We start from the raw sequence: 26579 nt of genomic DNA, 5'->3' as shown, positions 1-26579 counted from the left end.
TCGCCATGCTATCTTTCCGCAAGTTCGCTCAGAATATACCGAAATGCTCCCACAAATTGCTGTCGTTCTTTGTAGCATAAATCCATGGATTTCACAAAAACCACTGAACCACTAAAAAAGGCGTACAAAAAAGGACACCCCGCGGTAAAAACCGCTGTGGTGTCCTTTTGAACTTACTTTATTTTATTCTCAGTCGCCGCGGAAGGCGCGTTTCACTCTATCAAAGAAAGATTGTTCATGCTCATGTGTTTGCTCTCCATCCAGCGAAGCAATTTGGCGAAGCAGATCCTTCTGCTCGTCATTCAGCTTACTAGGTGTAACCACAACCACTTTCACATGCTGATCCCCCTGCCCCATACCGCGCAGGCGTGGTACACCTTTGCCTTTGAGGCGGAAATACGTTCCCGTTTGTGTACCAGCTGGTACTTTCAACTTCACTTTCTCGGTCAACGTTGGGATCTCAACTTCATCTCCCAGAGCTGCCTGAGCAAAGGTAAGTGGGATTTCGCAATAAATATCGTCGCCTTCACGCTCGAAGAAATCATGTGATTTCACGCGAATGACAATATACAGATCTCCAGCTGGTCCGCCACGCAGGCCTCCCTCGCCTTCACCTGTCATACGCAGTTGCGCGCCATCATCTACACCCGCTGGAATGCGGACATGGATTTTGCGTTGCTTGCGAACTTTACCGCTACCACTGCACGTTGTACATTTTTCTTTGATAATTTGGCCCGAACCGCTACAGTTCGAACATGCACGACGATTAACCATACGACCAAACGGTGTATTTTGCACGACTTCCTGCTGACCGCTACCTTGGCAGACCGAGCAGGTTTCCGGTTTCGTTCCAGGTTTGGCACCTGAGCCATGACAGGTATCACAGCCTTCGGTACGCGGAATCGTAATATCGGTTTCTTTACCGAATACAGCTTCCTTGAACTCAATTGTCATCGTGTACTGCAGATCATTCCCCCGTTGCGGAGCATTTGGATCACGTCGTCCACCGCCACCGCCGCCAAAGAACATGTCGAAGATGTCGCCAAATCCGCCGCCGCCAAAATCACCGCCACCACCGAATCCACCTTGATTCGGATCGACATGACCATATTGATCATATTGTGCACGCTTCTGACCGTCACTCACTACGTCGTAAGCTTCTTTAACTTCTTTAAATTTAGCTTCCGCATCAGCAGCCTTGTTTACGTCAGGGTGATACTGACGGGCAAGCTTACGGTAAGCCTTTTTAATCTCATCGTCGTTAGCCGTTTTACTAACGCCAAGCACCTCATAATAATCACGCTTTTCAGCCACTCTTCCACCCCCATATCATTCACCATATCGCACATCGTGACAAAAGGAAAGCCAAAGCGCGGGAGCCCCGGCTATGACTTTCCCTCTAATTCGAACGTCACCGATGTTTAATTCGCGTAGAACTACGAATTAGTTTTGTTTTTTATCTTCATCCACAACTTCGTAATCAGCGTCTACGACGTTGTCACGTTTAGCAGAACCTTGTTGCTCTTCAGCACCTTGTGCTTCTTGCTCTTGCGCCTGAGCTTGCTCATACAGTTTCACGGACAGTTGTTGAACGATCTCTGTCAGTTCTTCTGTAGCAGCTTTGATATCTTCCAGGTTGTCGGAAGCCAGAACGCCTTGCAGTTTTTCTTTGGCAGCATTCGCTTTTTCAACTTCGCCAGCATCTGCTTTTTCGCCAAGATCTTTGATCGTTTTGTCAACAGAATAGATCAATTGATCTGCACTGTTTTTCGCTTCAACGAGTTCTCTGCGTTTTTTATCTTCTTCAGCGTGCAACTCAGCATCTTTCATCATTTGCTCAACTTCAGCATCGCTCAAACCGCTGGAAGAAGTGATTGTGATTTTTTGAGTTTTGTTCGTACCTTTATCTGTTGCAGATACGTTAACGATACCGTTGGCATCAATATCGAAGCTAACTTCGATCTGTGGAACGCCACGTGGAGCTGGTGGAATATCACCCAACATGAAACGTCCAAGCGATTTGTTACCCGCTGCCATCTCACGCTCACCTTGCAGAACATGAATCTCAACGCTTGGTTGATTGTCTGCATACGTGGAGAACACTTGAGATTTGCTTGTAGGGATCGTAGTGTTACGCTCGATCATTTTAGTGAATACGCCACCCGCTGTTTCGATACCCAGGGACAATGGCGTTACGTCGAGCAATACAACGTCTTTCACGTCACCTGTCAGTACGCCCGCTTGTACAGCAGCACCCAAAGCTACAACTTCATCCGGGTTAACGCCTTTGTGTGGCTCTTTGCCCGTCAGTTTTTTGATTGCTTCTTGTACTGCTGGAATACGTGTCGAACCACCAACCAATACGATCTTGTCGATATCGTTAGGCGTCATACCCGCATCACTCAATGCACGACGAGTTGGTTCAAGCGTACGCTCAACCAGACCTTCAGAGATTTCTTCAAATTTCGCACGGCTCAGGTTCAACTCCAAATGCTGAGGAACGCCATCAGCAACTGTGATGAACGGCAAGGAGATCGTTGTAGTCAATACGCCGGAAAGTTCTTTTTTCGCTTTTTCCGCTGCATCTTTCAAACGTTGAACCGCTGCTTTATCTTTACTCAAGTCAATGCCTTGATCTTTTTTGAATTCACTTACGAGGTAATCAATGATCACTTGGTCAAAGTCATCCCCGCCTAGTTTGTTGTCCCCGCTAGTTGCTTTAACTTCGAAGAAGCCATCACCCAGTTCAAGAATGGATACGTCGAACGTACCGCCACCCAGGTCATATACGAGGATCGTTTGGTCTTCAGATTTCTCCATACCGTATGCCAAAGCTGCTGCTGTTGGCTCGTTGACGATACGCAGAACTTCCAAACCTGCAATTTTACCCGCATCTTTAGTCGCTTGGCGCTGACTGTCATTGAAGTAAGCTGGTACAGTGATAACTGCTTGAGTTACCGTTTGACCCAGATAAGCTTCAGCATCGGATTTCAATTTTTGCAGAATGATTGCAGAGATCTCTTGTGCGGAGTAGTCTTTGCTATCGATTGTTTCCTTGTGGGAAGTACCCATGTGACGTTTGATCGACATGATGGTACGATCCGGATTGGTGATGGCTTGACGTTTTGCTGTTTCACCAACAACGCGCTCTCCATCCTTTTTGAAACCAACTACGGATGGAGTTGTACGTGCGCCCTCCGGATTTGGAATTACGACAGCCTCGCCGCCTTCCATTACTGCTACGCATGAGTTTGTTGTTCCTAAGTCAATACCAATTACTTTGCTCATCCGAAAATTTCCTCCCTCAACAATTTAAAATGAATGGGTCTGATCTGACCCTTATTTAGATGTTCATGTTGCTAATCGTGCTCTATGTGTACAAACCTTTATATTAAACTTCGCCCACATTGTTCAACCATGGAGCCGACTCATTCCTTCCTATAAGGAATTTATGAGCTGACTTTAACCATAGCTGGACGAAGCACTTTATCTTTCAGCATGTAGCCTTTTTGGACTTCCTCAACAACGATACCTTCTTCGTACTCGTCGCTCTCCACTTGCATAATTGCTTGGTGGAATTCAGGATTGAACGGTTGTCCTACCGATTCCATAGCCGTCAGACCTTCATTATTCATCACGGTTTCCAATTGACGGAAGATCATTTGGATGCCCTTGGAGAAAGATTCGACCTCTGCTCCTTCCGGTACAGTAGCCATGGCGCGCTCGAAGTTATCAATAACCGGTACCAGTTCGGTGACCAGCTTCATCGAAGCGTATTTAGCCAATTCTTCTTTTTCCTTCTGCGTACGACGACGGAAGTTATCAAAATCAGCCTGTGCACGGACATAACGCTGTTGTTGCTCCTCAGCCTCTGCCTTCAGACGTGCAAGCTCATCCTGCTCCTGACCAGCCATCTCTTCAGCTTGTGCTTCTGCAGCGCCAGCTTCATTAATAGGCTCCTGCTCAGTTGCTGTTACCTCTTGTTCTTCTGTAAATGATTGCTCCTCTTTCAAGATGTTCACCTCCTTATACGAATGAAATGGTTCATTCCCGAATCTTATTTGAAACGATGTGTTAGCATCGCCGTCAAGTCACGGGATAGTGTATTTAAAATATGAATGACACGTGCATAATCCATCCGCGTGGGTCCTAAAATACCGATCGACCCCAAAGCCTCACCGTCCAATGAATAGGAGGCTGTAATCAGGCTACAGTTGGCAAAGGCTTCATGATCATTCTCAGTGCCGATTCGCACTTGAATACCAGATCCACCCGGCACGGGCATCATCAATTTCATGAGTGTTGGTGTCTCTTCCAGCAGGTCAAGAATATCTTTTACCTTTTCGATATCTTTAAACTCCGGTTGAGTCAACATATTGGTGGCACCACTGAGGAACAGACGATTATCATGTTCGTTGTCAAAGGCACTGTTCAGCACCTGCATAACTTCCTCGTAACGTGTAATATGCCGTTCCATCTCTTGCCCAAGTTCGGTATAAAGACGGGATTTCAATTTGTAGATTGGTACGCCCACAAGCTTGGTATTTAACAAGCGAACCACATTTTCCATCTCGGCTACCGAGATTTCTGGTGGAATCTGAACCGTCTTGTTCTCCACTTGACCTGTATTGGTCACGATAATTGCCACAGCTTCACTCTCGTTCAACGGAAGCAATTGGAAGTGACGTAAGGACGTATGGAATACTTCCGGTCCAAGCAGGATCGAAGTATAATTCGTCATATGTGACAAAATATTGGATGCATGCTGAATAACTTGTTCCATGACGTTCAATTTTTCAGCGAAGAACGACTTGAGATCATCCAACTCCTGAGGCTCCACCTGATTCCAAGGGACCAAATGATCGACATAATATCGATAGCCTTTATGGGATGGAATTCGTCCTGCCGATGTATGCGGCTGTTCCAGGAAACCCATATCTTCAAGGTCCGCCATTTCATTACGGATCGTCGCCGGACTGTATCCAACATCTCCCCTTTTGGAAATGCTCCGGGACCCTACGGGCTCAGCTGAACGGATATAGTCATCCACTATAGCGTTCAGAATCATTCGTTGACGCTCTGTTAACATGGTGAGTATCCCTCCTTCTGACTGTACTGTCCCATGTCGTTAGCACTCCGGTTAGATGAGTGCTAAGCGGTAATACAAAAATACCAAACTGACGTGAACATTGTCAAGTGAGTTTGATGAGTGGGCTCATCTATTTATAGTATAGACCAATGTCGACGAGTCCTAACAACTTTATTGAACATACTTTGAAGTAAAAAAGGACTGCATGTAGGGCAGAGGCTGACTCGGCTCGATTCATGCAGTCCATTCAGTTGTTATGCTGAAACGTTAAGCTCTTTTAATACCGCGATCTCATCGCAACAATCCTGCTTACTGCAATGAACACAGTCGGTCCATACTTTCTCAGGGAAAATCTCTTTTTCCACCACGGCAAAGCCGTTTTTGAGGAAGAAGGATACTTCATATGTCAACGCCATAACCTTAGGAATCTGTTGTTTCTCCGCTTCTTCTACCAGTCGGTCCAGCAATCGGGAGCCAATACCGAGCCCTTTGTGTCCTTCCGAGATACCGAGTGATCTGACTTCCACCAAATCGTTCCCCAGACGACAAAGCGATCCGCAACCCACCACTTCACCATCAACTTCGGCTACAACAAAGTGCTCCAGCTGTCGGTGCAGTATTTCCCGTGATCGCGGAAGCATGATCCCACGCTCTGCATAGCCCTTAATCATTTCATACAGTGGTTCAACATCTTCCGGCACGGCTTTTCTGCATATTACCGACATCCTGCTCTCCTCCTATTACCAAGCTTTCCAGAGGAAAGCTGACTTCGTAGTTGTTAAATTAACACGCTCTGTAAAATCAATATGAATAAATATACAACAGAGCGTATAGAATTTCAAGCTATGAATTCAGCGATATGGACCCGATAAACTCCGCAAAAACGTCATTTCCGAACAGGATACCCTGCTCGCTCAGTCGGAAGCCGTCTGCCGTCCGCTCAAGCAACCCTGCGTTCAACATTTTGCCCAAAGGCTTCGCAAACACTTCTTCCATGGACTCTCCGAACTGTTCGCTAAAGCGTGAGGCCGAAGCTCCCTCCAACATTCTCAGTCCAACCATCAGATAATCTTCCATAGCTTCCGGGCGAGCAATCTCAAAATGATCCAGACGAGGCAGTCCTGCTCGTGAAGCTTCAACATAAGGATTTATACCTTTAATATTCATATGCCGTTCGCGGCCCACATATCCATGCGCACCTGCACCCAGACCATAGTAGTCCTCATTACGCCAGTAGGTAATATTGTGACGACTCTCAAAGCCCGGCTTGGCAAAGTTACTAATCTCGTATTGTCCATAGCCCGCTTCTTTCATACGTCTCATTAATAGAAGATACATCTCCAGCTCATCATCTTCATGAGGAAGTGGTAACTGGTTCTTCTGATACAGGGTATGGAAAAGTGTATTCTCTTCCACTTTCAGGCTGTAGATGGAGTAATGCGGCAGATCCAGTTCCAGCGCTTTGTCGATACTCTCATTCAACATTTCAACAGTCTGGTTTGGCAAACCAAACATCAGGTCAATGGACAGGTTATTCAAGCCTGCTTTTCGAGCATTCTCCAAACTGCGATATACATCATCCGTATTATGAATACGGCCAATGCCTGTCAGCAGATCATTCTGAAAAGCCTGCACGCCAAAGCTGACACGGTTGACGCCGCCTTCTTTCATCGCAGCGAGTTTCTCCGCATCCGTTGTTCCCGGGTTGGCTTCCATCGAAAATTCAATATCGTCCGCCCAATTTGGGAAATACGTCTTCACGGAACGAAGAAATACGGCCATCTCATCCGGTTTCAGAGCTGTTGGCGTACCCCCACCTACAAATATGGTCTTGATCTCACCCGGTGGATTGGCCTTAACTGTATGTTCCATCTCCCGTTCCAGCGCTTCGAGATATTGCATCACGGGCTGATCTTTCAGAACGTAAGAGTTAAAGTCGCAATAAAAACATTTATTCGTGCAAAAGGGAATGTGAAGATACACCGCTTGGGGCGCACCTGTCTTCCGGCTGTGTGCTGCCAATGTCATGGCAAGTCCCCCTCTATTTGAAAAAAGGAAAGCCATCCGGCTTCCCTTTCAGCTTAGTTATTTAATATTCTGTGTTGTACCGATGTTTGCAAGCAAACGTCCTACAATTCAATTTCGATACACACATTATGTGATGTACCCGAAACAAAATATCGTTTATCCTTTCATACACATATTATTGATGTACCAAAAGGATTCACGTGACGTTTGCAAGCAAACGTCCTAGTCATCAATTTTCAGTACCGCCATGAATGCCTCTTGTGGCACCTCAACGTTACCAACCTGCTTCATCCGCTTCTTACCTTCCTTCTGCTTCTCAAGCAGTTTCCGTTTCCGCGAGATGTCACCACCATAACACTTGGCAAGTACGTTTTTACGCATTGCTTTTACCGTCTCACGAGCAACGACCTTGGTACCTACAGATGCCTGAATTGGCACCTCGAACATTTGCCGTGGAATCAGCTCGCGCAGTTTCTCACAGACAATGCGTCCGCGGTTATAGGCACGATCACGGTGAACGATGAAGGACAGAGCATCCACCTGTTCGCCATTGAGTACAATATCCATTTTCGCCAGATTGGACTGACGGTAACCGGACAGCTCATAATCCAGAGATGCATATCCTTTGGTACCGGATTTCAACTGGTCGAAGAAGTCATATACAATCTCGGACAACGGAATCTCATAGGTAATGGTAACCCGGGTTGTGTCCAGATATTCCATATTTACATATTCACCGCGTTTAGTCTGACACAGCTCCATAATGGTACCTACATAATCATTCGGTACGATAATATCTGCCTTGACGTATGGTTCCTCGACGTAATCAATCCGTCCCACTTCAGGATAGTTGGATGGGTTATCGATTTTCATCACTTCACCATTCGTTAAGGTGACGTGATAGATTACACTTGGTGCCGTTGTGATCAACGGAATGTTAAACTCCCGCTCGATCCGCTCCTGGATAACGTCCATGTGAAGCAGTCCAAGGAATCCGCAACGGAATCCAAAACCGAGTGCACTGGATGTTTCCGGTTCAAAGCTCAGAGACGCATCGTTCAACTGCAATTTCTCCAACGCTTCACGCAGATCAACATAGTCCGATGTTTCGATCGGATAGAGACCACAATACACCATTGGGTTAATTTTACGATAACCCGGCAAAGGTTCCGGTGTTGGATTTTTGGCATCCGTTACCGTATCCCCGACTTGTGTATCGCCAACATGCCGGATACCTGCAACGATAAATCCAACATCCCCGACGTTCAGCTCGTCCACGATGGTCATCCGAGGTTTGAACGCTCCAACTTCAATGACTTCAAATGATTTACCTGTCGCCATCATTTTAATTTTGGAACCGGATTTGATTTTGCCGTCAACAACACGCACATATACGATTACACCTTTGTACGGATCATAGTGCGAGTCAAAAATCAGCGCTTTCAAAGGCTGGTCAGGATCACCAGTTGGGGCCGGAACACTTTTCACCACTTGTTCCAAAATTTCTTTGATTCCGATTCCTGATTTGGCCGAAGCCAAAACCGCATTACTTGTGTCCAAACCAATAACATCTTCCACTTCCTGCTTCACCCGTTCAGGATCAGCGCTCGGAAGGTCAATTTTGTTGATAACCGGTAAAATTTCAAGATTATTATCCAATGCCAGATACACGTTGGCAAGTGTTTGGGCTTCAATTCCCTGAGCCGCGTCCACAACCAGCAGAGCACCTTCACATGCAGCAAGACTGCGTGATACTTCATACGTGAAGTCTACGTGTCCCGGTGTATCAATCAGATTCAATAAATACTCTTCACCATCATCCGCTTTGTAAGTCAAGGCTACTGCTTGTAGCTTGATCGTTATTCCACGTTCACGTTCAAGGTCCATTTTATCCAGAACTTGTTCCTGCATTTCACGTGAAGTGAGCGCACCTGTGTGCTCCAAGATCCGGTCCGCAAGTGTTGATTTGCCGTGATCTATATGTGCAATAATAGAAAAGTTACGAATTTTACGTTGTCTTGCCCGAATGTCAGTCATTCCTTACCCCCAGAAACAGCCTAGTGTCAATCACTTCATTATAACAGTTGAAGCACAGTGCATCAATCCCGTGATGTCTCAACTTTATAATAAAGTGTCTTCATGCACTCCCAGAGGTTATATTGTACCTTAAAATTATGGTATTTTATTCAGCAACGCCGCTAAAAAGAGAGACAACCCACTTGATCCCACTGTGTGAGAGATTTTGCAATAATCCAGCCGTTTTGTCTGCCAACACATCAACCGGAGCCTTATTTTGATCCGCCCCAAGCACTTGGCTTGGTGACTGAACAGGTACAAATGGTGGTTCTTTGATTTCCTTTTGGACAGGTGCAGTCGGGACAGATTCGGTAACCTGTGAAGTTGGCTCTGTTGTCACAGCGGTTGACGTGCCGTCTGATGAATTACCCATATGAAAGTTGCTGCCAGCCAGTTGCATTCCAAACAGCACACCCAGCAACATTAATACAGCGATGGATAACAGTCTTTTACCGAATCTGGACATATGCTTTGCCTCCTGTCACTCTCTACTATTTTGTTCTTCATACATATATAGTCCCTATCCACCCTGTGATGACGTTTCTGCACTGGCTTTGTCCACCTTCTGATCTTCCCAATACACTTGGGCAATCATGTCTGCTAGAATCTTCGATGTCCGTTGGAGCTCAGCTCCTGTGTTGTCGATGCCGCCAATCTCAATCAAAATGCTGTTGGGTGAAAGGGTTTGATTATACTCTCCATTGTTAGCTCCTCCGCCATCTTTGCCCCACACACCACGGGATACCCCAGGATACTTGGCTTCCAGTTTCTTATGAATTTTCGCTGCAAAGGCTTCATTCTGCCGCCAATTTGGATTTTCATGTCCAATAATGAAATACACTTTGGCGTAGCCCAAGTCATTAATAGTGGTTGTTGTTTTGCCATGACGTTGTGAATCGCGATGAATGTCTATGAGATACGTCAGATCATCATTTTGAGCGAGTGCCGCTTTTACCGTTTGACGGGAGTATTTATAAGAATAGTTCCAGTTGTAGTCCTTAACTTTAGTGGGGTAATCATCCTTGGCGTGTTCTACGCCGATTCCCAGCTTCTCCAGACTGTCTGAGAGGTAGGTTCCCACTTGAAACACATTGCCTGTTGATTTGCCTGTTGATGGATTATCACTTTTCGTACCTAGCAGTGGATTGTAGCCTTCCCGTGGATGGGAATGATAGATAAGAATTGACTTTTTGCCTGTTGTCGGTGAGCCTGAATTGTCTTTCTCACCATTCTTTGCTGGGGGATCTTCTTTACCTTCTCCATCTCCAGGCTCACTCGACTCAGGTGGATCCGTATTATCCTGGCCTGGAGAAATGTGCAGCTCACTACCGGGTTTCCCTCCACCTGCGGAAGCCGTATCCGTAAGACCGGGACCGGGCTGATAATCTTCGGGAGCCTCGGCTTTTTCGTTACCAGATCCAGGACGGAGCAGAACAGGTTGGTTGGAACCCATGCCCGGCATTTCTCTCGCAATCAGGCTCTTTGGATCTTGAGGATTTACATTCGTTAGTAATTGAAAAACAAATGAGGTGAGGTTTTCACCGGATATAGCAGACGTCTGTTCCTTCTGAGTGAGATGGGGCATCTCCATACCGAGCATATCAACAAAAAAGCGGCTTGATACGGCACTCGCAAATCCTTTCATGGAAGAAACGGGTGAATTATTCAAACGTTTCTCTGCCATGCCCCCCAGACCCAGTACAACAAAAAACAAGGCAGATATGATCATAAGCAACAACAACGTACGGCCCATGGCCAGCACGTGCAGACATCTTTTTTTCCACTTTCCAATATTCCAGGCCAATATCTTGTTCATTCTGCTGTCTCCTTCCCTGCTGGACAACTCTTATACTTCAACTCTATGAGCCGGCCTAATTTGATAGAACAGGAAAATGAAAGATTCCAGAAACAAAAAAAAGAAAGTCCGATAGATTCGGACCTTCTTCTCAGCAGTTTTAAGTTTTAATGTGTATAGGCCGCTACGTTATCCGGATTTACGGCATCATGGAGTGCAGCGTTAAGTCCTGTAGCGATAACATTGGCAATTCCCTCAATAAACTCATCGATTTCCTTTGGGGTAACAATGAGGTCATGACCTAGTGGCTCCAGTACCTCTTTCACCAGACTCAAGCGATCTTGCTCACCGATGTCGTCCAGCATACCCATGATCTGTTTGGTCTGATCCGTTTCCTGGCGGAAGTGTGAGCGCATCATCTCAATCACATTGTTCACAATGGTGGACGCATAACATACGGTTGGTACTCCGATGGCGATGCAAGGCACACCTAATATCTCACGAGTTAGGCCACGCCGTTTATTTCCAATACCGGAACCCGGGTGAATACCAATGTCCGCTACCTGAATCGTTGTATTTACACGTTCCAAGGAACGGGAGGCCAGCGCATCAATCGCAATAATGGCATCCGGCTTGGTCCGGTCTACAATCCCCTGTACGATGTCACTGGATTCAATGCCCGTTGTACCTAACACGCCGGGAGCAATCGCGCTGACTTCCCGATACCCTGGCGCAACCTGATCTGGCACCAATTCAAAATACTGACGCGTCACCATCAGATTTTCCACAACAAGTGGACCGAGTGAATCCGGGGTGACATTTAAGTTGCCCAGGCCCACAATCAAGACCTTGGATGTTTTGTTAATTCCGGCCTTAACCATAAAATCTTCCATTTCACGTGTGAACTCGGCAGCAACTCGCTCCTGTAACTCGGTGTCACCATTCCGTAGTGAAGGTACTTCCAAGGTGACATAGTGACCTTTCACCCGACCAATGGCCGTGGCTGCTTCTTCAGTCAGGACATCAATACGTGTAATCGTAATGCCCTCTTTTTTCTCTACATCTTCCCGTAGTCCGGGAATCGTCTGTTTCTGTCCACCTTGCGCCATTTCCTTGGAGTCGATCGCCAAATCGGTACGAACTGTATAGTTTTGCAAATCCAGTGTCATTCTGTCCTTGCCTCCCTTACCGCATTTGAGCATATTGTGTGGGAAAAAGGGTTTCTTTATACAGCATGTCGAACATCGTAGGAATATCTGTTGCATTTTACATGCTAGCGTGATAGAATATTTTAAGTTGTGAAACGTTTGTATTCATGCAAATGCCTTACAGGAGGTGAATGTAATGCCAAACATCAAATCCGCTGTTAAACGCGTAAAAACGAGCGACAAGCGCCGCGCACTCAACGCTTCTCAGAAGTCTGCACTCCGTACAGCTGTTAAAGCTGCTGATGCTGCTCTGGTAAGTAACGAAGTTGATACTGCAAAAGCTGCGATTCAAGCTGCTTCCAAAAAGCTGGACAAGGCTGTAACTAAAGGTCTGGTTCATAAAAATGCTGCAGCACGCAAAAAGTCTCGCTTGGCGAAAAAACTGAACGCTCTTTCCGCACAAGCGTAAGAAGCGTTACTTATACGATCCAATGGAAAAATCCTGAACAGCATAGGCTTTCAGGATTTTTTAGTATCTGATTCGATAAGTATAAGACAAAGATAAAGCGACCTTTATTCCGATGATTTAACGATCATGGAGCAAAGGTCGCTTTGTTTGTTATTCACACTAGTAATCTATTACGTTTACTTATCCATTCATGCACCAAGTCTCAATAAGAACAGCTCCAGACCAAGTACTTTATCCACCGCTCCTGTTTTCATCTGGTAATCCAGTTCGCTGAGGTGACTCAAAATCATTCTCAGACGTTCCGGCTGAAACTTACGGGCTTGCTCACCTGCAATCTTAACAGCATACGGATGCAGACCAAGCTGACTGGCAATCTGCTGCTGGGAGTAACTTTGTTGTCCCAACTCTTTCACCTGGATCATGATCCGAAACTGGCGTGCGATTAAAGCCGCAATTTTAATCGGTTCTTCCCGCTGCTTCAACAACTCATAGAAAAGAGCCAACGCTTTCTCCAGTCGCAAATTAGCAAGTTCCTCCACCAGTGAAAATACATTCTGCTCTGTACTACGGGCAACCAGTGACTCGATATCAGCACGTTTGATTGTCCCCCCATTACCCGCAAACAAACATAACTTATCTACTTCAGCAGACAGGGTCTGAAGACCTGTTCCTGCATAGCTGATCAACGTTTCCGCCGCTCCCGTCTCCAAGGAAACATCCCGCTGCTTCGCAAGTTTCACTATCCAATTCAATAACTCTTCTCCACTGAGTGGAGCAAAAGCAAGAACTACTGCCTGTTTCTTGACAGCTTTCACCAGTTTCTTACGCTCATCCAGCTTATCCCCTTGGGCCAGGAAAACAATCGTACTGTAATCTGCCGGATTTTCCATATATGTAAGCAGACGATCAACCTGATGTTCAATCTTGGATTCTTTACCTGCGGTGAACAGGCTCGCATCCCTTACGATAATTAATTTGCGTGGAACCAGAAAAGGTACAGTCTCTGCTTCTTCAATAACAACCTCCACAGCCGTTTCAGACAAATCATATGGAATAATCGCAAAATCACGATGTTCTTCTTCAATAACCTGTTCTTTTAACATATCCGTAAATTGCTGTATCTGGTACTTCTCCGTTCCGTACAGCACATAGATCGGTGCCGTTTCTCCATTACGTATTGCCTTTGTTGCACTTTTTACATCCATTCACGGCGCCTCCTTATCCCTCTTATCCTATCAGAAAAAGCGCAAGACAACAAAGGGACCTTACATCCAGTTGCGGATGAAGGTCCCCTGTCCTACATCTATATAAACGCAGACACCAGCAGTTCTAGAAAAAGCCGGTGCGCGGTCATACGACGTCAGTTGTTTGAACTGAGATAGGACGTTTTGTTACTTCCACTATATGCTTGTCATACTGAAAATGTTCTTTCGTTTAGAGGAGCGCACTCCCCATTTTTAATTATTTCGCAGGAGCTCCACCTGAAACAACAGGTACATTAAACGAGTTCTTCGCCGTTGTTCCGTCCTTGTCCGTTTCGTAATTAAAAAGGGTACCATCCTTTGACCAACTCGCTGACTTCAGTGTCCCCTCTATGCTGCGTTGTTCAACCAAATTTAGAACATCCGGTTCGCTCACAGGTTTGGAGTATATGCTGATTTGATCACCAATAAGCATAACTACATAGGAACCGTCAGGTGACTTCCATTCTTTTGGTGCTGCTGTTGTAGTCATTCCCTGATCCGGTCCTGCTGCGAATCCTTTGTTCCCTCCAGAAGCGTCTGCACCTGCACTGGAATCAGGTACAGTGTTACCTTCAACCGGAACATCTTCAGTCATATTAGGTGTTGTATCCTGAGAAGTGAAGGATTGGGCATCTCCATTTTCTGTTTCTGTTTCTGTTACTCCATTCTCTTCCCCATCTGCAGAAGATTTAGGAGAATCTCCTGATTCCTGAATTCTCTGCTCAGAATCTTGGTTCTGAGCCGGATTCTTCTGATTATCGGTCGAAGGAGTTCTGGACGAATTATCCTGCGGTCCTTTATTCGGAGCAGGCGTTGATTCAGTAGCCGGTTGTTTAGGTGTCGGATCTGACTGAACTTCAGGCTCCTGTACCTCATCTCCACCGTTCTCTTCAGGCATTGTTTCTACGTCTTGGTTATCTGGTTTAGTTGGTGAATCATTCGATTGACCCACAAACACATCGTTGCTGCTTGGTTGGGACGAAGTGGCAGGATCATAATTTTCAATATTCTTGCTTAATGAATTCTCATCCAAATTGCCGCTCTCTTGAGAAGCTCCAGAGCTCATCAGCATGGAATCGGCATTCTCAATCTGTTCAGGCGGATTTCCCCAGATGGCGAATCCCAATATAACTGCCGCAGCCGCTGCACCCATGGACATACGTCCTGCCATCGAGTTAAGCCATTTTTGCTTCGTTTTCCGCTCACTTGAACGTTGTAAATTCTCAAATGTAGCGGGGACAGGATTCATTTCCTGTATGGTGCTACTTTGTTCCTTCCGCGCTTCGTCAATGGCATCAAGCTGTGGCATAATCGCATCAACCAGACTAAATTTCGGGCTTACTTGCGGCAATTCTTCCAGTTCTCTGGAAAGAGCTCTGAGTAAACTAAAATTCTCGGCGCACTCCGGACACTTTGCCACATGCTGTAGCATCTGCGCGGTTTCCGCCTCGCCCAGATCATGATCCAGATAGCGGTGCATCCATTCCACCACCTCTTCGCATTTCATCCTGTCACACCACCTTTCTGATATTCCTGTAGTAGATTCTGTAATTGCTGCCTGGCTCTAAATAAATAAGATTTCACCGTATTCAACGGAAGATCGAGACAATCCGCAATTTCATTGTAGGATAAGTCCTGCAAATATCTTAGAACAATAACGGTACGATGATGCTCGGGAAGCTTGTTGATCGCATCCTGAATGTCCTGGGCCACATATGTAGACATGACCTCGTACTCCACATCCTGATTATCCTGAAAAACCATGTCATGTTCGTCAATGGAGACAGACGGCTTGGTTCTTCTGAATTTATCAATACAGATGTTCGTGACGATGCGTTGTACCCATGTTTTGAATTGGGCCTTTTCTTCGTATGAATTGATTTTGGTGTAAATTCGGATCAACGCTTCCTGCGCAGCATCCAAAGCGTCCTGTTCATTATTTAGAATGTAATATGCGGTCCGATAGACATGTTGTTCAATCTCCCGCAATAGGGTAATTAGAGCGTCGCGATCGCCCGATTGAGCGGCTCTGATGAGTTCCGGCTCTACCACAAAGGATCCCCCTCTCCCTGCAACCTTACAGACGTGATCATCAATAAAATTGTTGCAAAGTTAAGTATTTTTTTAATTTGCCATAACAAAATAACGGCGTATGTATTAGGGCCGCTGAAATCTTCTCTTAGAATAACAGAAATTGCATAACGAGTCACCAAACGTATCCAAAAGGGATTCCATTACTTACACGACTCAATTCAAATGCAATGGCATACATTATAGATAAGCACTTTTTTGGTTCCTAAAATAAAAAAAGTCGAAATTTGTCCAAATTTAAGCTGATTTTAATGCAATTTTCATGAAAATAGTGTATTGTAAATTTACATTCATAAACACGAGGTGATGAGCATGCCAGCTCTTGCGAAAATTCAAGCTTTAAAAGAACAAATGCCCAAAGAATATCAAAGTATTTCCCACTTTGTTGAACATGCATTGGAGTCCATTGATACTCTGGTCGAGGAACATCGGAAGTATGTAGCTGCACAGGCATTATACGGCGATAAAATCGTTGGATCGGAAGAACGCTTGTACAGAGAAACCGTACTGGATGTCAGAGCACAGCTATTGATGACTCTTGAGAAAACGGTAGAAGATCTGTTGCACAAGGGCGACAAACACTGGAGCAAACACTTTAAGGATGGCGTAGAGTAGTTCTTATATTTCTTCTACAATTTGAAAAAATGGCCCGTTTTCCGATATTCTCCCTCCTGGAGTGTAACGGAAAGCGGGCTTTTTTTGTACTGTGACTTGCAATCAAATGAAACAGCAAGGAATGATTTTTAAATCCAAATAAATGAAGGTCGGTTTATATAGGATAGTACAAATCCATTCTTATAGAAAAGGTACAAACCTTAGAAAAACGAAGGTTTGTACCTCTTTTGTGTGATGAACTTATTGATTATAATAAGGGCCATTTCCTGTGGATTCATTCAAGGACAATAACTGAGAAACCGTTACGAATTGGTAGCCTTGCTTTTTTAGTGATTTAAGCATGTGGGGCAGTGCATCAGCTGTAGAAGCGTGAATATCATGCATAAGTACAATCGAACCTGATCTGATGTTTTTAGCAACCTCTTTATTTACAGCTTGGGCGTTCCGGCTTTTCCAATCCAGCGAATCCACAGACCATAAAATAATGGGTGTTTTCTGTTCTTTGGTGACTTTTTTGACTGATTCATTCATAGCACCATAAGGCGGACGGAATAGGGTTGGTTTTTCCCCAGTCGCATCCTCGATTCGGTCCGATGATTCTATGATTTGTTTGCGCACCTCACTCAGGCTCATATTCGCAAGATTTGGATGACTCTTGGAGTGATTGCCGATCTCGTGGCCGGCCTTAGCAACCTTTTTAGCCATATCAGGATAATACTCTACTTGTACGCCCAGCATGAAGAAAGTAGCCTTCGCGTTGTACTCCTTCAAAGTCTTTAGAACTCTAGGTGTCACCTTTGGGTGAGGCCCATCATCAAAGGTAAGAGCCACATATTTCCCTTTAGGATCAAGCGGAGGCTGAGTTGGCCTCTTCCCTTTTGGTTCATCGTTATTTCCATAAGTAATATTCCATTTTTTAGTAAGGTCCTTCTTCAAGTAGGAATGCAAGGATTTCAGTGGAATGTTCACTTGGACCGTTCCGGCTGCACCAGCAGCGATCTCGTATTTATTAAAGTATAAAGTAAAGACCCCGTTACCTATGGACCATTTCCATCCAGATGGATTTTTTATAGATTTTTGAAGTTCTGCTTCGAATACATAAGAGTGAACGTTTTTCTGTTTCTTCAATTCTTCCTTCACGATGGACATAATATGGTTAACAGCTGCTTTGTCATAAGTCATGATATCAGATAAATTCAATATTTTATTTTCAGCTGTGTCGATATTAAAAGATTTTATTATCGATTGTCCATTAGCACCGCCTGTGGTGATTTGATAGGAAGTGAACACTAAACTATATAAATGGTCATTAATTTTATTCGTATCTACTGTAATATTCAATTCAGCACGATGATCGCCTTGAAGCGTTTTTGCACCGGTCCCAACCTGGGCTAAGAATTTCTTTTCCTGATCATTGACCCACGTCTGAATAGGAGTATTAATCTCCTTGCTGTTTGAGAGAACGTTGCTAATCGACAGTATATAATGCTTCGTATTCTTCGTCCTTGTTTCGATATTTAGGCCTGGGTATGCACTGGGCGACACTTCAACGTTCTCTGTAACGCTGTGGTTCCCAGCTAGAACATTTTGCACCATTAGATTGATTCCTAGAATCCCGCCAGCTAATACAATAAATCCAACCAGCCAAACGGGCCACCGTGTTTTCTTCCTTTTGTTCATTTCAAATCATCCTTATCTTTATTCTAGTCATAAAACTGCAAGTCATTGTACGATACCTGATGAAAAATCAACCACCAGTTATTCACATAAAACATCGATGACAGAAAAGCACCACTGAGTGCCATCACTCTCGACAGATCGATAATGAGGAGCCACGCAAATCCCCCTGAGCCCATTTGATATTAAGATGGTAGGCCATGACAGCCATGACGGATAATGCCCTTAAGCCATCAAATTCTGGTATATAACGTTTACCATCGCCTCGTACCGGTGCAAAGTTCCGGATTAAACTTCCGAAATGATTCATGTTGTCGTGCATTTTGCTTTCGTCCCTATCCTTTTTGATTTGTCGCTCATAGGCAGGACGCCGAGCTTGTGAAAAAAGTTTTCTCCAATTAATGTAATCAATGAAGAGAACAAAACATTTTCATGGAACTTCTACCTTTAGAACTAAAAAAAAGCATCCCGTAAGAAGAGAGTCTTCGGGATGCCACATTCAGAATAATCGTCATTCGGCTTTGCCTCAGAGGCTGGCATTCTTCAAATTGAAACGGAACTCCGGTGAACCCACATATCCCGGCGCGATACTGTATTTTGGGAAGACGATAACCAGTTCGCCTTTTTCAATATAAAACGACTGTTCCGTGAACGTCCCTTTGAATTCTTCCAGGAAGTATTGATCGGGATCCTTTCTCATTTGCGCAAGAATATCTGCATCAAGCTTTTCTTTATAGTTAGAACCGAGGAGATCCTCCAGTGTCACGCGCTGAGCCGCAGAGGCATTTTTCAAGTTGTAGGTATCGATCCGGGGCATGCTTGTTCCGCCCCTGTACCCTTCCGTGATTACTTCAAGCGAAACTACTCCTGCCGGGTTTCCAGTTCCGTCCGACTTTAGCTTATAGCTGACGTAAAATTCATAGGGGTGGAACTTCTGGTGATTTACTTTTGCCTTTTTGGCCGTTTTTGCGGCATCCTTCTCCCACTGAGCAAGATCCTTTTGCGCACGGGATAAAAGGATGCCATTCAGTTCATTCTGGTATCTGGTGTCCAGCATGCCGTCCAGCTGCGGTACCTTGATGTTCACAATAAGGTTCTTGCTTGTTGTGCTCAGTACCTTCTCCACGATTTTTACACCTGTAGCCGAAGGGACGGTTGCTTGTACCTTAGAGCTGACAGTTACGTTCGCTGAAACAGGTGCCGAGGCCAGCGCATATGCAGATAAGCTCGCTGCGCCGACGCCGAGCATGGCTACACAGCCCATGGCCCCCATCTTCATGTATTTTATCGTTTTCTTTTTCATAGCTTTCATCCTCCATCTCTTTGTATGAGTGTCTAATCACGCACACTCATTGGCTAGACGCATGAGATGGTTCAGAAAGTTTTGGAAAATCAAAAACAGAACAATGTCTCTTCGACCAAAGTACTAACAAAAAAAAACCGGCGCGGGGTACCCCATCACCGGTCTCTTCCATTACTTAATGTATTTGTTATTAATCAGAACGTCTTTCAACACATCCGTGGGAATGACGAATTCCACAGAACCCATATAGCCTGGCGCAACGTCATATTCGTTGAAAGCAATCACCAGCTTGCCGTCGTTGTTGATATAGAAGCCTTGATCCTTCGCGATGCTCTGGAACTCACTGGTGACCGGCACGTCGGTAGCTCCCGGAGCCCAGTAAATCTTATTAGGGTCCGCTTTCATTTGCCCCTGCATCTGCTCTTTAACGTTGTCGCTGATGAGCCGTACATAACGATCGTCCTTGAACAGCATCGGCAGAGTTATGAGGATTTGGTTTTTCTTATCGATCGTATCAAACTGAAGCTCCTCCGAGGATGAACCGGCGGTCTCGACCACGTATCTTTGTATAGATAAAATCTCGTCGTTGTCCGTCTTTACTTCATATCCGACATCAAGTCCCAGATGGCCTCCGCCTTGCTTCTTCAATTCGCTGATTTCCGCCTGGAACTTTTCGTAAAGCGCTTTGTTCTCCTTCATATATTTCTCGTTCAACCCGCTTTGCAACTGCTCATTCTCCATATCGGTAATGGAAGGCACTTTGATATTCGCATTGTAATTAGACTCGTCAACCACGTATTCCTTGAACGTGAGCACCTGGATAACCCGGTCCACACCCGGTATGGATGACAAGGCTTTCGCTACGGGAGGGCTCACATTGATCGCAACAAGGAACATGAACGCAGCCGCACTGGAAACGGCTAACCATCTGTACTTTGAGCCGCGGCCCCTCCTTCCCTCCTTAGAGAATTTATGAATCGATTGGTTTACAATGCTATCCAATTCATCTGGAATGGGTATTTCTTGATATTCTTTTCGCAGCTGTTCCATGTTATTGTTCATCTTACTCGTTCTCCTTTGGTTGTTTCATCATTCATTGTGATTCGCAATAGCTGATGCGCCTGATACAGCCTTGTTTTAATCGTATTCACATTCTCATCCAGTACAGCAGCAACTTCTTCGATCTTCATGTCTTCAAAATATCTCAGTATAATGACGCTCTTGTACTTATCCGGCAAGGATTCGAGCGTTAGCTTCAAATCAATGTCCGTATACGTATCTTCTGCCCCGAGGCTGTAGGTTTCGATCATTTCATGATCCATCGAGTGAACCTTTTTGTTTCTGCGCAGAAAATCCAGGGCGGTATTCACCACAATCCGGTAAAACCAGCTTTTAACCGCGTCTGGGTTTTTCAAACGTTCGAGATTCGTCATCGCTTTGTATATGGAGTCTTGTACGATATCCAGGGCATCATCCTTATTTTTGACATAGCTATAAGCAAGTCGGTATACGTTCTCTTTATGCTCTGTAATACAGTGTGTAAGAATTTTTTCAGTTTTTCTATTGAACATGGTCGATTATTCCTTTTCTATATAAATCTTTTGTCGTAACAAGAAGTAAGACGTTTACGGGTTCCCAAAAAGTTTTCGCATCCGAAAATTTTTTTTACTTCTGCAAACCGTTCAAGGCCCTCACAAGCAGGTCAACGTAAACCTCGGCGCCTCTATTAAATGCACCTCGTCCTTTTAAAAATAATCTTCCCTTCCTTTGCTTGCCAAATACCAGTCTACTACCGATGACCGAATTCATTTGAAACTTTTGAAGGTTTCTTTCCGAAAAAACAATGTATCACTCGGAACCGAAAGTCATTTGGTAGTCTGTAGCGCCTTTGTCGTTGTAGGCTTTCTATATTAACGATATTTCATATTTTTAATCCGTCTCCTTCTGATCTGTGCCGGTGGAACCACGCGCATTGAATTAATTTGCTTCGCGCTGGCCGCGAATTTCAATAGAAGGAATATCCATTTCAAAAGTTGCGACGTGTTCAATTATGACCGCTTCAATAAGTTCTTGAATTTTGTTAGTTATCAAATGATACTCAGTAACTTGAACCGTCCAAATGCAATAATAAATGGGCATCCCCTTCCTCATTTCCTACCCTGCCACTACCAAAAAATATATGTCACCACCATGAGATTAAGAAAAAAGTCGTTCGCAGCGAAACGACTTCTTTCTTTTATAGGTCAACTAAGTACTTTCTTTCTCTAATTCCCACTTTTCCTCAACCTCTGTATGTTAAAATATAGTAACGCCTTAGCCTATCTCTTATTGAATATAGTTATTTAGGGAGGTCAATTTTCGAATGACAAAAAACCATAGAATCAATAGGCCGCGCGGAAAAATAGTTGCAGCTGTATTAACTGCAGTGTTCATTTCACTTGCAATGGGGATATATCACTATGTCCCTATAGATGAAAGATTAGAGAATACTTACTATTATTCATTCGGGTATACATTTGCGGTTGGATTATTGATTAACCTCGCTATATTACTTTTCTTACTTACGCCACTTTCTATATTGGTGGATGGACTACTTTTATACAGAAAAAAAGATAATACGTATATGATATTGCTTGTTGCTATTGCCGCATATGTTCTATTAGGCTTCACAGGTGGGATCATCTACTCGATATTTACACTTAACTTCACTACTTTTTCCGCTCAGACTATCCACATTGTTGTATGTTCTATTGTCTTTTTAACCTTTCAGTTGGTATTAAATCGGAGTTTTCTTCACTTATCTTCACACCGATAAATAGATTGCGTGCCGTCACTCAATCCCAACCAACTTATAACGAACATCAATCTTCCCATCTTTCACTCTCATCTGGACCTCACCCATCTGATCTGTCCGATAAATATCTGACCCGTTAGCCTCCAGACGTTCCATCACTCCCGGATTGGGGTGCCCATATGTATTGTTAACACCGGCAGATATGACCGCGGTTTTGGCATTCCAGTATTGGAGCCAGGCTTCGGTTGACGACGTTTTACTCCCATGATGAGCGACCTTTAGAACATCAATGGAGACAGATGCTGAAGCATCTTTTGAATCAACCTGCAGCGGGCGGGTAAGTATCCTTTGTACAACTCCCTCTGTAACTCCAATATCTGCACCTTTCTGTTCAAACTGGGCAGCCAATGAGCCATCCTGAATCATATAGAGCAGGTCCTGCTCGGCTGCCGCATCCATATCTCCGGTGAACAACATGGAAGCCCCGGCCATTTCCAGCAAAAAGACAACGGAATCATGATTTTGGTGTTCAGATACAGGCAAATTGCCTGATTCATTTACATCCATATGTGCCAGATCCGGAGCTATAAAATGTAAACTTGTCTCTTTATCAGCCTTATAGGACATGCCCTGCTGAATGGCGTGCAGAGGAATTTTACGTTCCATGGCTGTGTCCAGTAATTTATCAAAGTTTTCTTTACCACTGGTTGTGCCATTAAATATGAAACGTTTAACCGGAATCTGTTCCAGCACAGCCTGTAGTCCTCCGGCATGATCCTGATCGGCATGCGTTACAATTACAGCGTCCAGTTGATGGATACCTCTTTTTTTCAATAGAGGAACAACCACCTTGGCACCTACCTCATACGGATCACGTCTTGTTTTCCACGATTGTTCGGTGTTCCCAAAACTAACCGTTCCCCCGCCATCCACCAGAATGTGTTTGCCTTCCGGGGTTGTAATCAATGTACTGTCTCCCTGACCAATATCCAAAAACTGCACGATGCCGGTTCCAGCAGGCTTGGGAGTCTGATATGCCCACCATAATCCAGCAATAAAGCTGATTGCGAGCAACCCGCACAACCATTGCTGAGCTTTACTCATTCGTTCATTTGAATAATAACCTGCACCTCGTGTAGTAAATGCACTTGTATATTCCGGCCAGGCAATACTGGCTCCTAATGTCGTTAATGAAGTTTCTTTTCCATCTACACGGTTCTTACCTTGATCCTGTAACACGGCAGACATCGAAGAGCGAATGCCCATATTCGCCATTGAAACTGAAGGTTGTCGCCTCACAAGGGGAGCCGTCTCTTCCTCAACAAACGCTGTTGCTTGTTGCTCACCATTGCCACGATGCAACAGGTAGAGTAAGGCATACAACACAGCATAATAGGCGGCAATCCATAACAAGGGCGGTGTTGCCCAGATCAATACAAAACCTGGCAGGCTGTTCATCCACTCCACGCTTACAAAAGTCAGTTGATTCAGTTGCATCGCTATCCATGCGAGGGGTTTCGCCAAGGGAACCCATATGAATGACAGTAACATGGCGACCGTCCCCAGAGGTAATACAATGGCACTAATCAAAGAAACCAGCAGAAAGTTGGCCACAAATGAGAGTAATGAGAACTGATTGAAATACAGAATGGTTACTGGGAACGAAATCAACTGAGCGGTCACTGTAACGGATGCCGTTGCAGCCAGAGATTTCGGCCAGCCGCTGAACAGCCGGTTAATCAATGGCATGTAGATCATCAAACCTGCGGTCACGAGAAAGGATAACTGGAAGCTCACGCTTAGCAAAAAGTAAGGGTCCCACCACATCATCAGCAACGCTGCTGCACTGATCATCTGAAGACCGTCTCTGGCGAGACCACGACGTGCCATATACAACCCAATCATGGACATAATTCCTGCCCGAATCACTGAAGGTGAACCTCCGGATAACAGTACATAAGCTGGCACCAGGATCAGAACAATCGTGAGTGACGTCTCTCTGGTAAGCCTTAGCCAAGATAGAATGAGAAGCAACGAAGCAACATATACAGCGACATGGGTTCCGGAGATTGCCAGGATATGCGTTAGACCGAGTTGTGAAAACTGACCATAGGTACCTGGATCGATATCAGTAGCCATCCCGATAATAAGACCCTTCATATATCCAGCATGAGGCTCTGGAAATAACTGCTCAACCGCCGAGCCCAACTTATGCCTAGTCCAATCCGTCCACCTTAGTATGTTATATTGTCCAAGTCCCTCAGGAGCAACTGCTGTTACCGAACTGGCTCCTTTCACTTTGAACAACCAGTGGATATGCAGGGTACGCAAGTAACTGCGATAATCAAATCCGCCAAAGTTCCTAGCTTCACCAGGAAGGACAAAAGAACCATTAAGCGTAATCAAATCGCCCCTCTTCCAGCCCGCTGCTATCTGTTGTTCTTCTTCCTCCAACAGTCTGACTTGTACCATCAATTGTTCATCTATGTTGAATGCAGATAATACTGTTGCCAGATCTGTATCTGCTAACGAATCCAATGTTGGCAATATTGAAGACATCTGTATCTTAAAGTCAGCCCGATCTCCATCAATACGTACATCTGACACCAGCTCACCCTGAATTTCAGCTGACCATCCGTCCAACTCATGAGTAGCGATATGCATGGTCTCCGGCAGACTACTATGATTGCGTGCGTCATTCCACTCCCAATGTGCAACACCTCCAATAAAGGCAGCAAGTAAAAATAAAACAGACCATCCACGCACATCCATAAAACGAAGTAAAAGTGGTAAACATGCCAGAGCTCCAATTAACCCCCAGATTAACGCCCAGCCTGTTAACGCACATGCTATCCCGCTCCCGCACAACCAACAAATCGTAAAACTTAATAACGGTCTGCCTTTCATTTCTCCCCCTCCTTCATTTCACCCGTTGAACGCAGAAAAACCCCCGGAAAGCCAATTCAGGCTTGCCGGAGGTTCTCCCTCACATATTCGACCATATTCACATTAATTGCTCACAGTCATCATCGTTTCCCGCGGGGGCTGGTAATTCTCCAGCCTACGGAACGTTATGCCCTTCTGTTCCATCATATTGGTAACCTTGCCGGTATCTTTAGGATAAGAACGATGAAACACGATTTCTGTAATCCCGCTATTCGCCAGCATATTGGCACATGTCCAGCACGGTTCGTCGGTCACATACACGGACGAGCCTTCGCGGTCGATTCGATCTGTGAATAAAAGCAAATTTTGCTCCGCATGAATTGTGCGAATGCATCTTTGCTTTTTCACCATTTCTTCTTGCCCATCGGTCACGACCAACTCATACTCTTCCGATATCATGCAACCTGCTTCAGAACAATCCGGGACGCCGGTGGGTGCACCATTATAGGCTGTTCCCAGCAGTTTCTTTCCCTGAACAAGAACGGCACCCACATGACGACGCGAACAGCGGGAACGGGTGGAAACCATATACGCGATGTCCATAAAATACGTATCCCAGTCCTTGCGTACCTCAGTACTCATGTTGCATTCCTCCCGCTCAACACATTTTTCATTCTAATATTACCGGATCTGCACATACGGCGCCATCTTCTCCAGCATCTTCATCCCAATTCCTTTGACCTTTGTCAGATCACTGACTTTTGCAAAAGGACCATGTGCATTCCGATAGTCCACAATAGCTTGAGCTTTCTTCTCTCCGATTCCGGGAAGCTCTATAAGCTTGGAGACAGGAGCGGTATTCACATCAATCTTGCCATTGTCGCTAGCTTCCTCACGAACTACAGGTGGATTACTGTTCGAGCCCGTCTCGGAGGTAACCGAAGGATTCGAATTCGTACTTTGCGTAACTGGTTCAATCGAATTTGAGGTGTCCGGTGGATTATCATTCGTCTGACTTGTAGTTTGAACAACTGATTCACCTTCAACCCCAATGCTCGCAAGCCCTTTAGACTCTTCTGCCTTTGTCTCATTCCCAGTCTGCATCCCACTTGCATCCGCTCCCGAAGATGCTCCTGTATTGCCCTGAACCGAAGTAGCCGACTGTACAACAGGGAGTTCCTGCTCTATCGTCGGCTTCTCGGTGCCGAGCTGCAAGGGTTCCCAGCCACTAGGTGGTTGTTCACTTTTGCCCGACCATAATATAAGTATACTTCCAACCACCGCAGCAGCAATAGTCATCCCTTTGTTCCATCTCATTCTTCCACACCTCTCCCTGAATTCAAAATCATTCATTTCGAACACGG

At 45.1% G+C, this 26579-nt stretch carries 23 protein-coding genes; 3 read left to right on the top strand and 20 right to left on the bottom strand.

The window, feature by feature from the left end; genetic code table 11:
- Positions 1-189: 189 nt before the first annotated feature.
- The 10 genes from dnaJ to gpr form a co-directional block, all read right to left on the bottom strand.
- A complete protein-coding gene (gene dnaJ, locus AC1DE7_RS15855) occupies positions 190-1314 on the bottom strand; it encodes a molecular chaperone DnaJ (protein ID WP_036615086.1) in 1125 nt (374 codons plus the stop codon).
- A 129-nt stretch (positions 1315-1443) separates the two neighbouring features.
- A complete protein-coding gene (gene dnaK / locus AC1DE7_RS15850; RefSeq protein WP_047843796.1) occupies positions 1444-3288 on the bottom strand; it encodes a molecular chaperone DnaK in 1845 nt (614 codons plus the stop codon).
- Positions 3289-3449: 161 nt separating this feature from the next.
- Positions 3450-4013: a nucleotide exchange factor GrpE gene (gene grpE, locus AC1DE7_RS15845; RefSeq protein WP_036668567.1), complete on the bottom strand. Its 564-nt coding sequence runs from the start codon at positions 4011-4013 to the stop codon at positions 3450-3452.
- Between the two features lie 44 nt (positions 4014-4057).
- Positions 4058-5089, bottom strand: a complete 1032-nt coding sequence (gene hrcA, locus AC1DE7_RS15840) for a heat-inducible transcriptional repressor HrcA (RefSeq protein ID WP_036615092.1) — start codon at positions 5087-5089, stop codon at positions 4058-4060.
- 254 nt (positions 5090-5343) lie between these two features.
- Positions 5344-5814 carry an N-acetyltransferase gene (locus AC1DE7_RS15835; protein ID WP_017687214.1) on the bottom strand — a complete coding sequence of 157 codons (471 nt, stop codon included), beginning with the start codon at positions 5812-5814 and terminating at the stop codon, positions 5344-5346.
- Positions 5815-5932: 118 nt separating this feature from the next.
- Entirely contained in the window at positions 5933-7117 is a 1185-nt protein-coding gene (gene hemW, locus AC1DE7_RS15830; protein ID WP_036668565.1) for a radical SAM family heme chaperone HemW, read from the bottom strand.
- A gap of 222 nt (positions 7118-7339) precedes the next feature.
- The gene (gene lepA, locus AC1DE7_RS15825; protein ID WP_036615097.1) at positions 7340-9154 is read right to left on the bottom strand and encodes a translation elongation factor 4; all 1815 of its coding nucleotides are present in this window, start codon (positions 9152-9154) and stop codon (positions 7340-7342) included.
- A gap of 145 nt (positions 9155-9299) precedes the next feature.
- Entirely contained in the window at positions 9300-9659 is a 360-nt protein-coding gene (locus AC1DE7_RS15820) for a DUF3679 domain-containing protein (protein WP_253502035.1), read from the bottom strand.
- 54 nt (positions 9660-9713) lie between these two features.
- Complete coding sequence (locus AC1DE7_RS15815; protein ID WP_477534778.1) at positions 9714-11009, bottom strand: stage II sporulation protein P; 1296 nt, start codon at positions 11007-11009, stop codon at positions 9714-9716.
- Between the two features lie 146 nt (positions 11010-11155).
- Positions 11156-12157: a GPR endopeptidase gene (gene gpr, locus AC1DE7_RS15810; protein ID WP_091013937.1), complete on the bottom strand. Its 1002-nt coding sequence runs from the start codon at positions 12155-12157 to the stop codon at positions 11156-11158.
- A gap of 175 nt (positions 12158-12332) precedes the next feature.
- On the opposite strand from gpr, the gene rpsT reads away from it, so the two are divergent.
- On the top strand, positions 12333-12605 hold the full coding sequence (gene rpsT / locus AC1DE7_RS15805) for a 30S ribosomal protein S20 (RefSeq protein WP_024628504.1): 273 nt from the start codon (positions 12333-12335) through the stop codon (positions 12603-12605).
- Between the two features lie 188 nt (positions 12606-12793).
- Here the strand turns inward: rpsT and holA are convergent, their stop codons facing one another.
- The 3 genes from holA to AC1DE7_RS15790 form a co-directional block, all read right to left on the bottom strand.
- On the bottom strand, positions 12794-13810 hold the full coding sequence (holA, locus tag AC1DE7_RS15800; RefSeq protein ID WP_036668560.1) for a DNA polymerase III subunit delta: 1017 nt from the start codon (positions 13808-13810) through the stop codon (positions 12794-12796).
- A 256-nt stretch (positions 13811-14066) separates the two neighbouring features.
- Positions 14067-15356 carry an anti-sigma factor family protein gene (locus AC1DE7_RS15795; RefSeq protein WP_477534777.1) on the bottom strand — a complete coding sequence of 430 codons (1290 nt, stop codon included), beginning with the start codon at positions 15354-15356 and terminating at the stop codon, positions 14067-14069.
- Complete coding sequence (locus tag AC1DE7_RS15790) at positions 15353-15901, bottom strand: RNA polymerase sigma factor (RefSeq protein WP_017687205.1); 549 nt, start codon at positions 15899-15901, stop codon at positions 15353-15355. The genes AC1DE7_RS15795 and AC1DE7_RS15790 overlap by 4 nt, the downstream gene beginning before the upstream one ends.
- Positions 15902-16252: 351 nt before the next feature.
- On the opposite strand from AC1DE7_RS15790, the gene AC1DE7_RS15785 reads away from it, so the two are divergent.
- Positions 16253-16555 (top strand): hypothetical protein, encoded by a 303-nt coding sequence (locus tag AC1DE7_RS15785; protein WP_017687204.1) that lies wholly within the window; start codon positions 16253-16255, stop codon positions 16553-16555.
- Between the two features lie 240 nt (positions 16556-16795).
- Here the strand turns inward: AC1DE7_RS15785 and AC1DE7_RS15780 are convergent, their stop codons facing one another.
- The 4 genes from AC1DE7_RS15780 to AC1DE7_RS15765 all read right to left on the bottom strand — a co-directional run bounded on the left by AC1DE7_RS15780 (position 16796) and on the right by AC1DE7_RS15765 (position 21106).
- Entirely contained in the window at positions 16796-18235 is a 1440-nt protein-coding gene (locus tag AC1DE7_RS15780) for a polysaccharide deacetylase family protein (RefSeq protein ID WP_477534776.1), read from the bottom strand.
- Positions 18236-18758: 523 nt separating this feature from the next.
- Positions 18759-19535: a DUF3298 and DUF4163 domain-containing protein gene (locus AC1DE7_RS15775; RefSeq protein WP_051447377.1), complete on the bottom strand. Its 777-nt coding sequence runs from the start codon at positions 19533-19535 to the stop codon at positions 18759-18761.
- A gap of 171 nt (positions 19536-19706) precedes the next feature.
- Positions 19707-20597 carry an anti-sigma-V factor RsiV gene (gene rsiV, locus AC1DE7_RS15770; protein WP_036668554.1) on the bottom strand — a complete coding sequence of 297 codons (891 nt, stop codon included), beginning with the start codon at positions 20595-20597 and terminating at the stop codon, positions 19707-19709.
- Entirely contained in the window at positions 20594-21106 is a 513-nt protein-coding gene (locus AC1DE7_RS15765; RefSeq protein WP_036668553.1) for an RNA polymerase sigma factor, read from the bottom strand. Before AC1DE7_RS15765 ends, rsiV begins: the two co-directional genes overlap by 4 nt.
- Positions 21107-21897: 791 nt before the next feature.
- Here AC1DE7_RS15765 and AC1DE7_RS15760 point away from each other — a divergent pair.
- Positions 21898-22350, top strand: coding sequence for a hypothetical protein (locus tag AC1DE7_RS15760; protein ID WP_405157623.1), 453 nt, complete (start codon positions 21898-21900; stop codon positions 22348-22350).
- Between the two features lie 15 nt (positions 22351-22365).
- Here AC1DE7_RS15760 and AC1DE7_RS15755 read toward each other — a convergent pair whose 3' ends face one another.
- From AC1DE7_RS15755 to AC1DE7_RS15745, 3 genes are all read right to left on the bottom strand, one after another.
- Positions 22366-25236, bottom strand: a complete 2871-nt coding sequence (locus AC1DE7_RS15755; protein ID WP_477534775.1) for a ComEC/Rec2 family competence protein — start codon at positions 25234-25236, stop codon at positions 22366-22368.
- Between the two features lie 102 nt (positions 25237-25338).
- Positions 25339-25857, bottom strand: coding sequence for a deoxycytidylate deaminase (locus tag AC1DE7_RS15750; protein WP_017687196.1), 519 nt, complete (start codon positions 25855-25857; stop codon positions 25339-25341).
- Between the two features lie 39 nt (positions 25858-25896).
- Positions 25897-26532 carry a ComEA family DNA-binding protein gene (locus tag AC1DE7_RS15745; RefSeq protein WP_477534774.1) on the bottom strand — a complete coding sequence of 212 codons (636 nt, stop codon included), beginning with the start codon at positions 26530-26532 and terminating at the stop codon, positions 25897-25899.
- Positions 26533-26579: the final 47 nt, after the last annotated feature.

The organism is Paenibacillus sp. 10L310 (assembly GCF_056395745.1).
Note: the sequence above shows the minus strand (reverse complement) of the source record. Positions and strands in the feature narration are given on the sequence as shown.

Coding starts and splice junctions, on each gene's coding strand:
- dnaK (WP_047843796.1), bottom strand. CDS start 3,288: ATGAGCAAAGTAATTGGTATTGACTTAGGAACAACAAACTCATGCGTA.
- hrcA (WP_036615092.1), bottom strand. CDS start 5,089: ATGTTAACAGAGCGTCAACGAATGATTCTGAACGCTATAGTGGATGAC.
- AC1DE7_RS15835 (WP_017687214.1), bottom strand. CDS start 5,814: ATGTCGGTAATATGCAGAAAAGCCGTGCCGGAAGATGTTGAACCACTG.
- hemW (WP_036668565.1), bottom strand. CDS start 7,117: ATGACATTGGCAGCACACAGCCGGAAGACAGGTGCGCCCCAAGCGGTG.
- lepA (WP_036615097.1), bottom strand. CDS start 9,154: ATGACTGACATTCGGGCAAGACAACGTAAAATTCGTAACTTTTCTATT.
- AC1DE7_RS15820 (WP_253502035.1), bottom strand. CDS start 9,659: ATGTCCAGATTCGGTAAAAGACTGTTATCCATCGCTGTATTAATGTTG.
- AC1DE7_RS15815 (WP_477534778.1), bottom strand. CDS start 11,009: ATGAACAAGATATTGGCCTGGAATATTGGAAAGTGGAAAAAAAGATGT.
- gpr (WP_091013937.1), bottom strand. CDS start 12,157: ATGACACTGGATTTGCAAAACTATACAGTTCGTACCGATTTGGCGATC.
- rpsT (WP_024628504.1), top strand. CDS start 12,333: ATGCCAAACATCAAATCCGCTGTTAAACGCGTAAAAACGAGCGACAAG.
- holA (WP_036668560.1), bottom strand. CDS start 13,810: ATGGATGTAAAAAGTGCAACAAAGGCAATACGTAATGGAGAAACGGCA.
- AC1DE7_RS15795 (WP_477534777.1), bottom strand. CDS start 15,356: ATGAAATGCGAAGAGGTGGTGGAATGGATGCACCGCTATCTGGATCAT.
- AC1DE7_RS15785 (WP_017687204.1), top strand. CDS start 16,253: ATGCCAGCTCTTGCGAAAATTCAAGCTTTAAAAGAACAAATGCCCAAA.
- AC1DE7_RS15780 (WP_477534776.1), bottom strand. CDS start 18,235: ATGAACAAAAGGAAGAAAACACGGTGGCCCGTTTGGCTGGTTGGATTT.
- AC1DE7_RS15775 (WP_051447377.1), bottom strand. CDS start 19,535: ATGAAAAAGAAAACGATAAAATACATGAAGATGGGGGCCATGGGCTGT.
- rsiV (WP_036668554.1), bottom strand. CDS start 20,597: ATGAACAATAACATGGAACAGCTGCGAAAAGAATATCAAGAAATACCC.
- AC1DE7_RS15765 (WP_036668553.1), bottom strand. CDS start 21,106: ATGTTCAATAGAAAAACTGAAAAAATTCTTACACACTGTATTACAGAG.
- AC1DE7_RS15760 (WP_405157623.1), top strand. CDS start 21,898: ATGACAAAAAACCATAGAATCAATAGGCCGCGCGGAAAAATAGTTGCA.
- AC1DE7_RS15755 (WP_477534775.1), bottom strand. CDS start 25,236: ATGAAAGGCAGACCGTTATTAAGTTTTACGATTTGTTGGTTGTGCGGG.
- AC1DE7_RS15750 (WP_017687196.1), bottom strand. CDS start 25,857: ATGAGTACTGAGGTACGCAAGGACTGGGATACGTATTTTATGGACATC.
- AC1DE7_RS15745 (WP_477534774.1), bottom strand. CDS start 26,532: ATGAGATGGAACAAAGGGATGACTATTGCTGCTGCGGTGGTTGGAAGT.